This is a genomic window from Blautia caccae (genome assembly GCF_040095955.1).
Lineage (GTDB): Bacteria > Bacillota > Clostridia > Lachnospirales > Lachnospiraceae > Blautia > Blautia celeris.
The window spans coordinates 17,189-30,346 of the sequence record NZ_JBBMFP010000029.1; the positions used below are offsets into that span (position 1 = coordinate 17,189).

The following is a 13,158-nucleotide window of genomic DNA, read 5'->3' on the forward strand; positions in this document are numbered from 1 at the left end:
TCCTTAATTATTTCTTACCAGTTTTACCAACTTTACGTCTGATAACTTCATCAGCATACTTAATACCTTTACCTTTGTATGGCTCCGGTCTTCTCTTATCTCTGATTTCAGCAGCGTACTGGCCAACTTTTTCTTTATCGATTCCTTTTACGATGATTTTATTACCATCTACAGAAGATTCCAGTCCTTCTGGGTCTTCCATCTCTACCGGATGTGAGTATCCTAAGGAGAGAACCAGTTTCTTACCCTGTTTTGCAGCTTTATAACCTACACCGTTAACTTCCAGAGTTTTTTCATATCCCTGGCTTACACCGATCACCATGTTCTGGATCAGTGTTCTTGTTAAACCGTGTAAAGATTTCATTTTCTTTAAATCATTTGGTCTTGTAACAACTACCTGACCATCCTCTAATTTGATTGACATCTCTGTCGGTAACGCTTTCTCAAGTGTTCCCTTTGCGCCTTTTACGGTCACAAAATTGTTCTCAGCAATTTTAACTTCTACGCCTGCCGGAACAGCTACTGGCTGTCTTCCAATACGTGACATACCTGTTGTCCTCCTTACTTAAATTTTCGGAAGGGCCTATTATGGTTCCCTTCTGTTTTCAGTATCTCTATCTACACAGTATCCCCGTTCCGTAAAGAAGGGGTATGTTCGCTCAACTAAACTCATCTGTCGCCTGCGGCTCGGATTCGTTAAGGTTCGCGAACGGCTTCGCACTAAGTTCAGTTTTCGCCTTACGGCTCGACTTCACTAAGTTGCTTTCAGCCTACCATACGAATGCTAATACCTCGCCGCCAACGTGCAGCTTTCTTGCTTCTTTATCTGTGATAACACCCTGGTTTGTGGACAGGATTGCAATACCCAGTCCGCCCAGAACTCTCGGAATCTCCTGGCTGCCTGCGTATACACGTAAGCCCGGTTTGGAAATTCTTTTCAGGCCTGTAATGATCTTTTCATTCTTGTCTGCACCGTATTTTAAGGTGATACGGATGGTCTTGAATGCGCCGTCTTCCAGAACGTCGTATTTTGCGATATATCCCTCTTTTACCAGGATATCGGCAATAGCAAGTTTCATTTTAGATGCCGGAACATCTACTGTATCATGTTTTGCAGTATTTGCATTACGGATTCTTGTAAGCATATCTGCAATTGGATCGCTCATTGTCATTAGAGTTTCCTCCTTCTATTCTTTATCCCATATCCGCCCAGGCGGATGAACTGATTAGATACTTTTAGTCCGCGGCTTGCGCTCGCTAAATATTCAATGCCTACCAGGAAGCTTTTTTCACTCCCGGAATCTGGCCTTTGTATGCTAATTCACGGAAGCAGATTCTGCAGATTCCGTATTTTCTCAAGTAAGCATGTGGACGGCCACAAATTCTGCAACGATTGTATTCTCTTGAAGAGAATTTCTGTTTACGCTGCTGTTTTAATTTCATTGCTGTTTTAGCCATGAATTTTCCCTCCTATAATTACTTTGCAAATGGCATGTTAAATAATGTCAATAATTCGCGGGCTTCTTCGTCTGTTTTAGCAGTTGTAACGAAAATGATGTCCATACCTCTTACTTTATCGACTTTATCGTATTCCACTTCCGGGAAAATTAACTGCTCTTTGATACCGAGTGCATAGTTACCTCTTCCATCAAATGCGTTAGGGTTAACGCCGCGGAAGTCACGTACTCGAGGCAGTGCTAAGTTGATAAGGCGATCAGCAAATTCATACATTTTTTCGCCTCTCAGAGTTACTTTACAACCGATCGGCATGCCTTCACGGAGTTTGAAGTTAGCAATGGAGTTTTTTGCTTTTGTTGTTACAGCTTTCTGACCTGTGATCAGTTCCATGTCAGCTACAGCTGCATCTAACAGTTTTGCGTTTTCCTTTGCTTCGCCTACACCCATGTTCACAACGATTTTGTCGAGTTTCGGCACTTCCATGATATTTTTATAACCAAACTTTTTGACCATAGCGTCTACGATCTCATTTTTGTATACTTCTCTCAGTCTGCTCACTTTAAAATGGCCTCCTCTCTAATTAATCGATTACTTTGCCTGTAGCTTTGGCGAAACGCACTTTCTTGTCGCCTTCCATCTTGAAGCCGACTCTGGTAGCTTTGCCTTCGTGTACTAACATAACGTTAGATACATCCAGCCAAGCTTCCTTCTCAACAATACCGCCCTGCTGATTAGCCATGGAAGGTTTTGTGTGCTTTGTTACCATGTTTGCGCCTTCAACCAGAACAGCACCTTTTTTCGGATTAACAGAGATTACTTTTCCTTCTTTGTCTTTATCTTTACCGGCGATCACTTTAACAGTATCACCTTTTTTAATCTTAAATGTTGACATCAGGTTACCTCCTATAATACTTCGGGAGCTAAGGAAACAATTTTCATAAACTGTTTCTCACGAAGCTCTCTGGCTACTGGTCCAAAAATACGGGTTCCTCTCGGAGTCTTGTCATCCTTGATGATAACTGCAGCGTTCTCATCGAATTTGATGTAGGAACCGTCTTTACGACGAGCGCCTTTTTTAGTACGAACAACAACGGCTTTTACAACATCACCTTTTTTAACAACACCACCTGGTGTTGCATCTTTGACAGTAGCAACGATCACATCACCGATGTTAGCATATCTTCTCGTAGAACCACCCATAACACGGATGCAGAGGATTTCTTTTGCACCTGTATTGTCAGCGACTCTAAGTCTACTTTCCTGTTGAATCATGCTTGGATTCCTCCTTACGAATTATTTGGCTCTTTCAACTACTTCAACAAGTCTCCATCTCTTGTCTTTGGACAGAGGTCTTGTTTCCATAACTTTTACAGTGTCACCGATATTGCATGTGTTTTCTTCATCATGCGCTTTTAATTTATATGTTCTCTTCACAATTTTTTTGTAAAGAGGATGTTTAACGTGGTCTTCAATCGCTACAACGATGGTTTTATCCATCTTATTGCTTGTAACTTTACCAACACGTGTTTTTCTAAGATTTCTTTCCACGGTTATGCCTCCCTTATTACTCTGCTGCTTTTGCCTTGTTCTGGGCAATCAGTGTCTGAATTCTGGCAATATTTTTGCGAACCTCTTTGATTCTGCTTGTATTGTCCAATTGATTGGTTGCATTCTGAAATCTCAAATTGAAGAGTTCCTTTTTAGCAGCTACTAATTCTTCCTGTAATTCTGCAGCTGATTTTGTTTTTAAATCTTCTACATAATTTTTAATTTTCACTGTTATCACCGCCTTCTAAGTCTGCACGAGAAACGATTTTACATTTACATGGTAACTTGTGCATAGCAAGACGCAGCGCTTCGCGTGCTGTCTCTTCCGGCACACCTGCGATTTCAAACATTACTCTGCCTGGCTTTACAACTGCTACCCAGTATTCTAAGGCACCTTTACCGGAACCCATACGTGTTTCTGCTGGTTTTGCTGTTACTGGTTTATCCGGGAAAATCTTGATCCAAACTTTACCACCACGTTTGATGTAACGGGTCATAGCAACACGGGCTGCCTCAATCTGGTTGGATTTGATCCAGCACGGCTCAGTTGATACTAAGCCGAACTCACCGTAGTTGATTTTATTTCCTCTTAATGCTTTTCCTTTCATGGATCCGCGGAATTGTTTACGACGTTTAACTCTTTTAGGCATTAACATAATTATTTATCGCTCCCTTCCTTAGTTCCTTTAGTTGGAAGTACCTCGCCATTGTAGATCCATGCCTTAACGCCAACTTTGCCGTAGGTGGTATCTGCTTCAGCGAAACCGTAATCGATATCTGCTCTAAGTGTCTGCAGCGGAATATTTCCCTCGCTGTAGAACTCTGTACGTGCCATATCTGCACCGCCAAGACGTCCTGATACAGCAGTCTTGATTCCTTTTGCTCCGGCTCTCATGGTTCTCTGCATAGTAGATTTCATGGCACGACGGAAGGAAATACGGTTCTCTAACTGTAATGCAATGTTCTCAGCTACTAACTGAGCATCTTTGTCCGGTCTCTTTACTTCTTTGATATCAACGATCAGTTTTTTGCTTGTGTAGTTCTGTAATTCAGCTTTCACTTTTTCGATCTCAGAACCGCCTTTACCGATAACAACGCCCGGTTTTGCAGTATAGATGATCACTTTTACTCTGTCAGATGCTCTCTCGATTTCAATCTTAGAAACACCTGCGCTGTATAATTTCTTTTTCAGGAATGTCCTGATGTTATAATCTTCCACTAAGTTATCAGCGAAGTCGCCTTCAGCGTACCATTTGGAATCCCAATCTTTGATAACGCCGACTCTCAGTCCATGTGGGTTAACTTTCTGTCCCATGATTGTCCTCCTTATCTCTCATCCAACACAACGGTAACGTGGCAGTTTCTCTTTTCGATCCTGTAAGCTCTGCCCTGTGCTCTCGGTTTGATTCTCTTCATAGTCGGAGCTTTGTTAGCGTAGCACTCAGCGATATAAAGGTTTTCCGGGTTCATACCATTGTTGTTTTCAGCATTTGCGATTGCTGATTCCAGTAATTTCTTGATTACGCTTGACGCGTATCTTGGGTTATATGTCAGGATACCAAGGGCAGTCTGAACGTCTTTCCCACGGATTACATCCAGTACATAGCATGCTTTCTGTACGGACATTCTAGCGTAGGATATCTTCGCAGACGGTCTTGTATCTTTATTAGCATTTCTTGCTCTTTTAATCTGACTTCTATGTCCTTTAGCCATGATAAAAGCCTCCTTCTAAAATATTAACGAACACCTGATTTTTTCTCGTCTTTGCCATGTCCTCTGTAGGTTCTGGTAGCAACGAACTCACCGAGTTTGTGACCAACCATATCCTCTGTTACATATACCGGCACATGTTTTCTTCCGTCATGGACAGCGAATGTGTGTCCAACGAAGGACGGGAAGATTGTAGAACGACGTGACCAGGTTTTGATAACTGTTTTATTTCCAGCCGCATTCAGAGCGTCTACTTTTTTCAGTAAGCTTTCATCTGCGAACGGTCCTTTTTTTAATGAACGAGCCATTTAGCCTTACCTCCTTATTTCGCTAATGTTTTACCATCTCTTCTTCTTACGATATACTTGTTAGACTGTTTGTTTTTCTTTCTTGTCTTCAAGCCAAGAGCCGGTTTGCCCCATGGTGTACACGGACCCGGACGGCCGATACCGGTCTTACCTTCACCACCACCGTGCGGATGGTCATTCGGGTTCATAACAGAACCACGAACTGTAGGTCTGATACCCATGTGACGTTTACGTCCTGCTTTACCAATATTGATAAGGCTGTGCTCGCCGTTACCTACTACGCCGATAGAAGCGCGGCAGTTAATCGGAACCATTCTCATTTCACCTGACGGCAGACGAAGGGTTGCGTATTTGCCTTCTTTTGCCATTAACTGTGCACCGTTTCCAGCGGAACGAACTAACTGACCGCCTTTTCCAGGATACAGCTCAATGTTGTGGATCATAGTACCAACCGGAATCTCAGACAGAGGCAGGCAGTTACCTACACGAACCTCGGCATTTGCACCGTTCTGAATCTTCATACCAACCTTTAATCCTTCCGGAGCAAGGATGTATGCTTTCTCACCATCTGCATATGCAACTAATGCAATGTTTGCAGTTCTGTTCGGATCGTACTCGATTGTTTTTACTGTTCCGGGAATATCATCTTTTCTTCTCTTGAAGTCGATGATTCTGTATTTTCTTCTGCTGCCGCCACCACGGTGCCTAACTGTAATTTTACCTTGATTATTTCGTCCAGCGTTTTTATTTAAGGACACTACCAGAGACTTCTCAGGTGTTGCTGTTGTGATTTCAGAGAAATCAGAACCTGTCATGTGTCTTCTGGAAGGTGTATATGGACTATAGGATTTAATTCCCATTTCTGTCTCTCCTTTCATTCTCCACGCCGCAAGCATTGTTATTCACAACGCATCCTGGCGTTTTCATGCCGGCAGTCAAATATCGGATTAATTTTTCTTGACTGCGCTTAGTTACTATTGGTTAAGGGCTGATTAAAGTCCCTCGAAGATTTCGATATCCTTGCTGTCCTCTGTTAAAGTAACAACAGCTTTTTTGGTTTTTGCTGTTTTGCCGAAGGTCATTCCGCGTCTTTTTGTCTTGCCATCTAAATTCATGGTGTTGACAGTTTTTACTTTTGCTCCCTCGAACATTTTCTCAACAGCTTCTTTAATCATGGTTTTGTTTGCTTCCGGATGAACTAAGAAAGTATATTTCTTCTCGCCCATAGCAGCCATGCTCTTCTCGGTAATAACCGGTTTCAGGATTACATCATAATACTGTACGTTTGCCATTATGCGTATACCTCCTCAATTGAAGCTACAGCAGATTTTGTCAGGATTACCGTATTGTATTTCAGAACATCATATACGTTAATGGTGTTCGGTAATGCTGTGATCACATCCGGGATGTTTCTTGCGGATAATACTACGTTCTGATCATTGTCAGCCAGTACTACCATTGCTTTGGAAACATTCAGGTTATTTAAAACTGCCTGCATTGCCTTGGTCTTTACTTCATCTAATTTCAGGTCATCAAGAACGATGAGCTTGTTCTCCTGTACTCTGCTTGTCAGAGCGGATTTCAGAGCTGCTCTTCTTTCTTTCTTGTTCATTTTGATTTCATAATCTCTCGGAACCGGAGCGAATACAACACCGCCGCCTGTCCACTGCGGAGATCTTGTTGAACCCTGTCTAGCATGACCGGTTCCTTTCTGTCTCCACGGTTTTCTTCCGCCGCCGCTCACTTCAGAACGTGTTTTCGCCTTCTGAGTTCCCTGACGTTTATTTGCAAGCTGACGAACAACAGCTAAATGCACTAAATGGTCGTTGATCTCAACGCCAAACACTGCATCGTTTAATTCCATTGTTCCAACTTCTTTGCCTTCCATATTATAAACAGATACGTTTGCCATCTGTGTGGTCCTCCTTTCCCAGAAAAACTTTATTTCACGGTTTTAACAGATTCTTTGATTGTTACTAAGGATTTCTTCGGTCCCGGAACGCTTCCTTTAACTAAAAGCAGGTTGTTCTCAGTATCTACTTTCACAACTTCCAGGTTCTGAACTGTAACTTTTACATTTCCCATCTGGCCCGGCATCTTTTTGCCCTTGAATACTTTACTCGGATCTGATGCTGCACCGTTGGAACCTGCATGACGATGATATTTAGAACCGTGAGCCATAGGTCCTCTGGACTGTCCGTGTCTCTTGATAGCGCCCTGGAATCCTTTACCTTTGCTGATTGCAGTAGCGTCGATCTTATCGCCAGCTTCAAAAACATCGCATTTGATTTCCTGGCCCAGTGCCATCTCCTCAGCACCGTCTAATTTGAATTCTCTTACAAATCTCTTGCAGGAAACACCAGCTTTGTCAAAGTGTCCTTTCATCGGTTTGTTGACAAGGTTTTCTCTCTTGTCTGCGAAACCAACCTGAACTGCGCTGTATCCGTCATTATCCTGTGTCTTAACCTGTGTTACTACACAAGGACCAGCCTGCAGCACTGTTACGGGAGTTAAAACTCCGTCTTCATTGAAGATTTGAGTCATTCCGACTTTGGTAGCTAAAATCGCTTTCTTCATTTTTTCTTTACCTCCTGTGAATCTACAGCGGATTACACTGTGTTGTGCAATCATCCTAGACAAACAGTCAATATAGACTATATATCAACCTTGTAAGGACAATCTCATATCTTACCGGGCTGCCCCGTTAAGCATGACTTATTTCTGTTTCATTTTGATATCAATGTAAACACCGGCCGGCATCTCTAAACGAGACAGGGCATCAACTGTTTTCTGAGTTGGTGTGATGATATCGATCAGTCTCTTATGAGTTCTCTGCTCGAACTGCTCTCTGGAGTCTTTGTATTTGTGTACCGCACGCAGGATAGTTACTACTTCCTTCTTAGTGGGAAGCGGCACCGGTCCGCTAACAGTTGCTCCATTCTTCTTTACAGTCTCGATGATCTTGCTTGCGGATGCATCTACTAACTGATGATCGTAAGCTTTTAATGTGATTCTCATTACCTGACTTGCCATAAAAAAAGTCTCCTCCTTTTCGCACTTATAAGTAGTACGACAAGCGGCGACTGTACACATTCCCGTGTGTGTCATCTAACGTTTCACACACTCCCACATTCCCGTGGTAAGTCTTCAAGATTTTGTACAGTGACTTGTCGTCAGTTTCCTAACTTGACATTCGCTCCACGGAAAACCTGCCACTTGGGCAGCAACCTCACGCTTCACAGCTATCAATGTCACAGCACTAGTTAGTATACAGGATGTTTTTCCAGAATGCAAGGTATTTTTTTCTTTTTGTTAAAAAAAGTTTGCATTTTTTCCCGTACACAGCACTTTTCCGATAAAAACCACAAAAACAGCGGCACATCTCTGCCTTTTTTAAGGGATGCGCCGCTATACTGCTGTCCATCCTTACCGATATATGTTGCTTCTCGGCTGTTCCTGACTGTCCGGCAGCCTCCGCAGGCGGGATTATCAACCTGTCATTACGATCCGATGACCTGTTCTGTAAACGCTCTCAGAATATCCACGGATTTATCCATGTCTGCCTTTTCTTTCTCATTCATGGGAATGCGCAGGGTCTGTTCGATTCCGTCCCATCCGATTCTGCAGGGCAGGGAAACCGCAACGCCTGCCCACTCCTCAAAGCTCTCCTCCAGCACATGTGCCACCGGAAGTATGGCATCATCATCTTTCATGATTGTCTCTACGATATTGGAAACCGCCATGGCAATTCCATAGAATGTAGCTCCCTTCAGCTTGATCACCTCTGCACCGCCGTCTTTTGTCCTGTGTGCGATCTCCTCCTCATCCAGCGTGATTCCCACCTGCTGTGCATAATCATAGAGCGGAAATCCCCCGATATTGGCGGAGCTGAAGATAGGTACCTGGCTGTCACCGTGCTCTCCTAAAATATAGGCATTGATATCCTCCACATTAACATGCAGCTTCTCACTCAAAATATATCGGAAACGCGCTGTATCCAGAGATGTTCCGCTGCCGATAACACGTCCTGACGGCAGCCCCGACTCTTTATACACTGCCGCAGTTGTCACATCCGCAGGATTGGATACCACAAGAATCAGAGGATTTTCAGCAAACTTCATAATATTCCGGGTGATACTTTTTACAATGGAAACATTTGTCTTTGCAAGATCCAGCCGTGTCTGTCCCGGTTTTCTGGCAATCCCCGCTGTAATGATTATGATCTGCGCATTGGCGCACTCTTCATATCCGCCCTTTCTCACCCACACCTGTTTAAAAAAACTTGTGCCATGAGCAATATCCAGCGCTGCCCCTTCTGCCCTGTCCTCATTTAAATCCACCAACACAATATCATTTGCCTGTACCCTTACCATCAAAGTATAGGCAATCGCCTCTCCTACATTACCTGCACCTATCACTACAATTTTGTCTCTATGGGATTCTTTCATTTATATTCTCCTGTCTGAAATATTATTTTCTATATAAGTTTTTATATCCTCCTGCAATTTCAGACAAACACCGGCGGCCCCCGCCTCTTCCAGCGATCATATCTCCTCTCACGTTCCTCCGCAGCCGCACTGCAGATACCTGCCTTCCTAGTGCACAGCCATTCCCCTGCACACACTACCCCCACCGCAATCCCCCAGGACAATAGCTGTCCCCTTTTTTTCTCCTGCCTGTGAAACTTGTCCTGGGAACGTTCTTTTATCACACAGTCATTATTATAATGAAAGCTTCTACGTTCAAAAGAAACCTCTGTACTTCCCTCCCGGCTATCCCACTGCCCTTCGGTCTCTGCATACGCCCCAAAAACCCCCGAAAGAACTACCCCCAGAACCAGAAGACTCTTCAGAACAGTCCCTATCCTCTGTTTTATTTTTTTCACGTCTATATTTTCTCCGCCCAAATTTTTCAAAAATACACCTCCATCATAATACAGACAACCTCTTTTTTCAACACTTTATTTCAACAGAGTAGAGGAATATATAGACAGTTAGTCGTAGAATTACGAGGGCTGCGGAAGAGACACTGTTTTTTTATCTCCCGGAGCGAAGAACAGGGATGGAGGGGGAGGGTGCAGTTTGCTTTTGGCAGACATTGCGGCAGAGAGCCTGAAGATCCAGTACCTACTAAGACTTAGGCGCGACGGCTCTTCCGGAGCGTCTTAGTCGCAGTTGGTACTTAGCTGAAGGGGAACGAAGCTGGCTGCCAAAAGCAAACTGCACCCTCCCCCTCCATCCCGTCCCCCTCCCGCCAACACACAAAAAAAAGGACAACGCCCCAAAACGTCATCCCTTTTTTCCACCTATATAAGCTTAGAATAATCCAGAAGTGTCACCTCATTATCCTTATCCTCAATCACTTCCGGTGATTCCCCCGCCGCTTCCGCCTTAGAAAGCAGTTCCGTCACAGACGGAGCAGGCAGCACAGCTTCCTTGTCCACTACAGGCACCTCCTCAGGTTCAGATTCCATCTCCTCTTCCTGCTGTACCTCTTCCTGTGCAGCCGTCTCTTCCTGTGGCTGCGCAGCTTCTTTCTCTGCTGTCTCCTGAACAGCGCTGTCATCAGAAACCATCTCCACTGCAGACGCATCGGAACTCTCTGTTTCCTCTGCATCCTCCATACCGAGAATGATCTCTGCAGTCTCCTGCGGCACGATTGTTTCCTGTACCTTATCAGGCGCTTCTATCTCTCCGTTCTGTACCTTGGCAATACTCTCTGCAATAGATGCCATGGCATCTTTCATAGCACTGTCATATTCATCAGGCTGCTTTTCCGGTATGGGGGCAGCTTCCAAAACAGGAGCTTCCTCTTCCTCATCTTCTGTTTCTTCCTCATCCAGAAGACCCTTCTTGGCAAGTTTTTTGCGGCGCTTCTCCTCTTTTTTGAGGCGCTTGCGTTCCCTGCGGCTCAGCTTCTCTTCTTCTTCGTCATCTTCGTCCTCGTCGTCCTCACTGTCCTCCTCATCCGAAGCCTCTTCATCCTCATCTTCGTCGTCCTCATCGTCAGCCTCGTCCTTACGCCATAACTCAGCCAGAATAAAAAGGATAATTAAAAAGATCACGCCGAGTCCCACAACGATCAGGCCTTCCTTGCTCTGCAGGGCAATGGCCGCATACGCAATGTAGGGAACTACCACAACGACTTTTACTGCATTATTGATTAACTGGACCGTTTCCTCCTTCGCATTCTTGTCATACACACTTTTTACCTTGTATGAACCTGCGGAGGAATCCATATCCGTAACTTTATAGACATATGCCTTATTGTTATTGGTATAGATGATCTTATCGCCCTTTTTCAAGCTTGCGGCATCTATCTCTCTTCCGTAGGCAACAGAACCCACCGGGAGATTGGTATCTTTACTGCTGTTGTCATTCATGACTGTGTTGACCCCTGCAAAGGGAGGAACGAGCAGGGCGGCTGCCACAAGAATTGCGCAGATCACAACCAGATTCACAATAAATTTCAAAAACTTAGACATGTGTGTATTCCTCATTTCGTAATCTCGTGCTTATTTTTTGCTGAAGTCCATGCATATTTTATATTAACATTTTCCGGCAGAGATGTACATAGGAAATCGCAAAAATTTTCTCAGCAGTTCCTGAGGAACGCAAGATATCCCTGATAAGCCTCATAGATATCCACTTTACTGGCAATCTCCCAGGGAGAATGCATATTCAATACAGGCACACCGCAGTCAATGACTTCCATATTATAATTGGCCAGAATGTAGGCAATGGTGCCGCCTCCGCCTGCGTCCACCTTGCCCAGTTCCGCTGTCTGGAAGGATACCTTGTTCTCATCCATAACACGGCGAAGTTCAGCAATGTACTCAGGGTTGGCATCGTTGGAGCCGCTTTTTCCTCTGGAACCGGTATATTTGTTGAAGGTAATCCCATGGCCCAGATAGGCGGAGTTCTTCTTTTCCATCACCTCCGGATAATTGGGATCAAAGGCCGCGCTTACATCTGAGGAGAGCATTTTTGAGTTTTTCAAAGCCCTGCGCACCAGCAGTTCGCTGTACTGTCCGCAGGCATTCATCACCTCTGCCACGGTGTTCTCAAAAAAGCGTGACTGCATGCCCGTGGCACCCACACTGCCGATCTCCTCTTTATCTACCAGGAGGCATACGGAGGTATACTTCACCTCATCCACAGCGGCAATGGCCTCGAATGAGGGGTATGCACACACCCTGTCATCATGACCGTATGCCATAAGCATACTTCGGTCCAGGCCAAAATCCCTGGCAGCTCCCGCAGGGACCACTTCCAGCTCAGCGGAGATGAAATCCTCTTCCTCCACCTGATACTTCTCCTTTAATATAGAAAGAATCTGTGCTTTTACTGCCTCTGTCTCCGCGCCTTCCAGCGGAATGCTGCCAACAAGCACGTTCAGGTTCTCACCTTCCACCACTTCCTTGGCGTTCTTCTCCATCTGTTTTCCTGAGAGGTGGATCAGCAGGTCTGAGATTCCCACAACCGGGTCGTCTGCATCCTCGCCGATGACGATGGGGAGCACTGTGCCGTCCTTTTTCACGATCACACCGTGCAGGGCCATGGGCAGTGTCACCCACTGGTATTTCTTCACGCCGCCGTAATAATGTGTGTCAAGGAGGGCCTGTTCTCCCTCCTCATAGAGCGGATTCTGTTTCAGGTCAAGTCTGGGGGAATCCACGTGGGCGCCCAGAATGCGCATTCCTTTTTCCATGGGTTCCTCTCCTATTACATAGAGCGCCAGTGCCTTTCCCATATTGTCTGCATAGACCTTATCCCCGGCCTTCAGTTCTGTTCCTGCATCCACTACAGCATTCAGATCCTGAAATCCGGCCTGCTTCGCTCTCTTTACCATCTCCGCAACACATTCACGTTCTGTCTTGCAGTCAGATATAAACTTCCTGTAAGCTTCGCAGAAAGCAAAAATTTCACTTTTGTCTCCGTATTTTTTCCAAGCATTTTCTGTCAATTGATGAACCACCTTTCCTATCGGGCATCTGCCTTTTTCTTATTTTAAAGCTTACTACACAGAGAATGGAAATGCAAGCGTGAACCGTAACCCAAAGGCAGTCAGGCCGGAAATCCGGCGCAGCGCCTGCTGCGGCGCCGTCTGCCAGGATTCCGGCCTGGGTGTATTT

21 protein-coding genes are annotated in these 13,158 nt (G+C 44.9%); all 21 read right to left on the reverse strand.

Annotated elements, in window-relative coordinates:
- Positions 1–7 precede the first annotated feature (7 nt).
- Complete coding sequence (gene rplF, locus WMO65_RS22915) at positions 8–547, reverse strand: 50S ribosomal protein L6 (RefSeq protein ID WP_033143873.1); 540 nt, start codon at positions 545–547, stop codon at positions 8–10.
- A 223-nt stretch (positions 548–770) separates the two neighbouring features.
- Complete coding sequence (rpsH, locus tag WMO65_RS22920; protein WP_033143874.1) at positions 771–1,172, reverse strand: 30S ribosomal protein S8; 402 nt, start codon at positions 1,170–1,172, stop codon at positions 771–773.
- 100 nt (positions 1,173–1,272) lie between these two features.
- Positions 1,273–1,458 (reverse strand): type Z 30S ribosomal protein S14, encoded by a 186-nt coding sequence (locus WMO65_RS22925; protein WP_018597906.1) that lies wholly within the window; start codon positions 1,456–1,458, stop codon positions 1,273–1,275.
- 18 nt (positions 1,459–1,476) lie between these two features.
- Positions 1,477–2,016: a 50S ribosomal protein L5 gene (rplE, locus tag WMO65_RS22930; protein ID WP_033143875.1), complete on the reverse strand. Its 540-nt coding sequence runs from the start codon at positions 2,014–2,016 to the stop codon at positions 1,477–1,479.
- 22 nt (positions 2,017–2,038) lie between these two features.
- Positions 2,039–2,350 carry a 50S ribosomal protein L24 gene (gene rplX, locus WMO65_RS22935; RefSeq protein WP_018597904.1) on the reverse strand — a complete coding sequence of 104 codons (312 nt, stop codon included), beginning with the start codon at positions 2,348–2,350 and terminating at the stop codon, positions 2,039–2,041.
- Between the two features lie 11 nt (positions 2,351–2,361).
- The gene (gene rplN, locus WMO65_RS22940; protein ID WP_033143876.1) at positions 2,362–2,730 is read right to left on the reverse strand and encodes a 50S ribosomal protein L14; all 369 of its coding nucleotides are present in this window, start codon (positions 2,728–2,730) and stop codon (positions 2,362–2,364) included.
- Positions 2,731–2,751: 21 nt separating this feature from the next.
- A complete protein-coding gene (gene rpsQ, locus WMO65_RS22945) occupies positions 2,752–3,006 on the reverse strand; it encodes a 30S ribosomal protein S17 (RefSeq protein WP_033143877.1) in 255 nt (84 codons plus the stop codon).
- 16 nt (positions 3,007–3,022) lie between these two features.
- A complete protein-coding gene (rpmC, locus tag WMO65_RS22950) occupies positions 3,023–3,235 on the reverse strand; it encodes a 50S ribosomal protein L29 (protein ID WP_033143878.1) in 213 nt (70 codons plus the stop codon).
- The gene (rplP, locus tag WMO65_RS22955; RefSeq protein WP_103731980.1) at positions 3,225–3,662 is read right to left on the reverse strand and encodes a 50S ribosomal protein L16; all 438 of its coding nucleotides are present in this window, start codon (positions 3,660–3,662) and stop codon (positions 3,225–3,227) included. Before rplP ends, rpmC begins: the two co-directional genes overlap by 11 nt.
- Positions 3,663–3,664: 2 nt before the next feature.
- Positions 3,665–4,321 carry a 30S ribosomal protein S3 gene (gene rpsC / locus WMO65_RS22960; RefSeq protein ID WP_033143880.1) on the reverse strand — a complete coding sequence of 219 codons (657 nt, stop codon included), beginning with the start codon at positions 4,319–4,321 and terminating at the stop codon, positions 3,665–3,667.
- Positions 4,322–4,332: 11 nt separating this feature from the next.
- Entirely contained in the window at positions 4,333–4,719 is a 387-nt protein-coding gene (gene rplV, locus WMO65_RS22965) for a 50S ribosomal protein L22 (protein ID WP_018597898.1), read from the reverse strand.
- Positions 4,720–4,742: 23 nt separating this feature from the next.
- On the reverse strand, positions 4,743–5,024 hold the full coding sequence (gene rpsS, locus WMO65_RS22970; RefSeq protein ID WP_018597897.1) for a 30S ribosomal protein S19: 282 nt from the start codon (positions 5,022–5,024) through the stop codon (positions 4,743–4,745).
- 14 nt (positions 5,025–5,038) lie between these two features.
- The gene (gene rplB, locus WMO65_RS22975) at positions 5,039–5,884 is read right to left on the reverse strand and encodes a 50S ribosomal protein L2 (protein WP_033143881.1); all 846 of its coding nucleotides are present in this window, start codon (positions 5,882–5,884) and stop codon (positions 5,039–5,041) included.
- A 132-nt stretch (positions 5,885–6,016) separates the two neighbouring features.
- A complete protein-coding gene (gene rplW, locus WMO65_RS22980) occupies positions 6,017–6,316 on the reverse strand; it encodes a 50S ribosomal protein L23 (protein ID WP_033143882.1) in 300 nt (99 codons plus the stop codon).
- Positions 6,316–6,936, reverse strand: coding sequence for a 50S ribosomal protein L4 (gene rplD, locus WMO65_RS22985; RefSeq protein WP_033143883.1), 621 nt, complete (start codon positions 6,934–6,936; stop codon positions 6,316–6,318). Before rplD ends, rplW begins: the two co-directional genes overlap by 1 nt.
- Positions 6,937–6,965: 29 nt before the next feature.
- Positions 6,966–7,601, reverse strand: coding sequence for a 50S ribosomal protein L3 (gene rplC / locus WMO65_RS22990; protein WP_033143884.1), 636 nt, complete (start codon positions 7,599–7,601; stop codon positions 6,966–6,968).
- 138 nt (positions 7,602–7,739) lie between these two features.
- A complete protein-coding gene (rpsJ, locus tag WMO65_RS22995) occupies positions 7,740–8,057 on the reverse strand; it encodes a 30S ribosomal protein S10 (protein ID WP_018597892.1) in 318 nt (105 codons plus the stop codon).
- Positions 8,058–8,524: 467 nt separating this feature from the next.
- Complete coding sequence (locus WMO65_RS23000; RefSeq protein ID WP_148392898.1) at positions 8,525–9,472, reverse strand: L-lactate dehydrogenase; 948 nt, start codon at positions 9,470–9,472, stop codon at positions 8,525–8,527.
- A gap of 59 nt (positions 9,473–9,531) precedes the next feature.
- Complete coding sequence (locus WMO65_RS23005; protein ID WP_148392897.1) at positions 9,532–9,939, reverse strand: hypothetical protein; 408 nt, start codon at positions 9,937–9,939, stop codon at positions 9,532–9,534.
- A 390-nt stretch (positions 9,940–10,329) separates the two neighbouring features.
- A complete protein-coding gene (locus WMO65_RS23010; RefSeq protein WP_148392896.1) occupies positions 10,330–11,508 on the reverse strand; it encodes a sortase family protein in 1,179 nt (392 codons plus the stop codon).
- A 110-nt stretch (positions 11,509–11,618) separates the two neighbouring features.
- Positions 11,619–12,989, reverse strand: coding sequence for an aminopeptidase (locus WMO65_RS23015; RefSeq protein WP_148392895.1), 1,371 nt, complete (start codon positions 12,987–12,989; stop codon positions 11,619–11,621).
- Between the last annotated feature and the right edge of the window lie 169 nt (positions 12,990–13,158).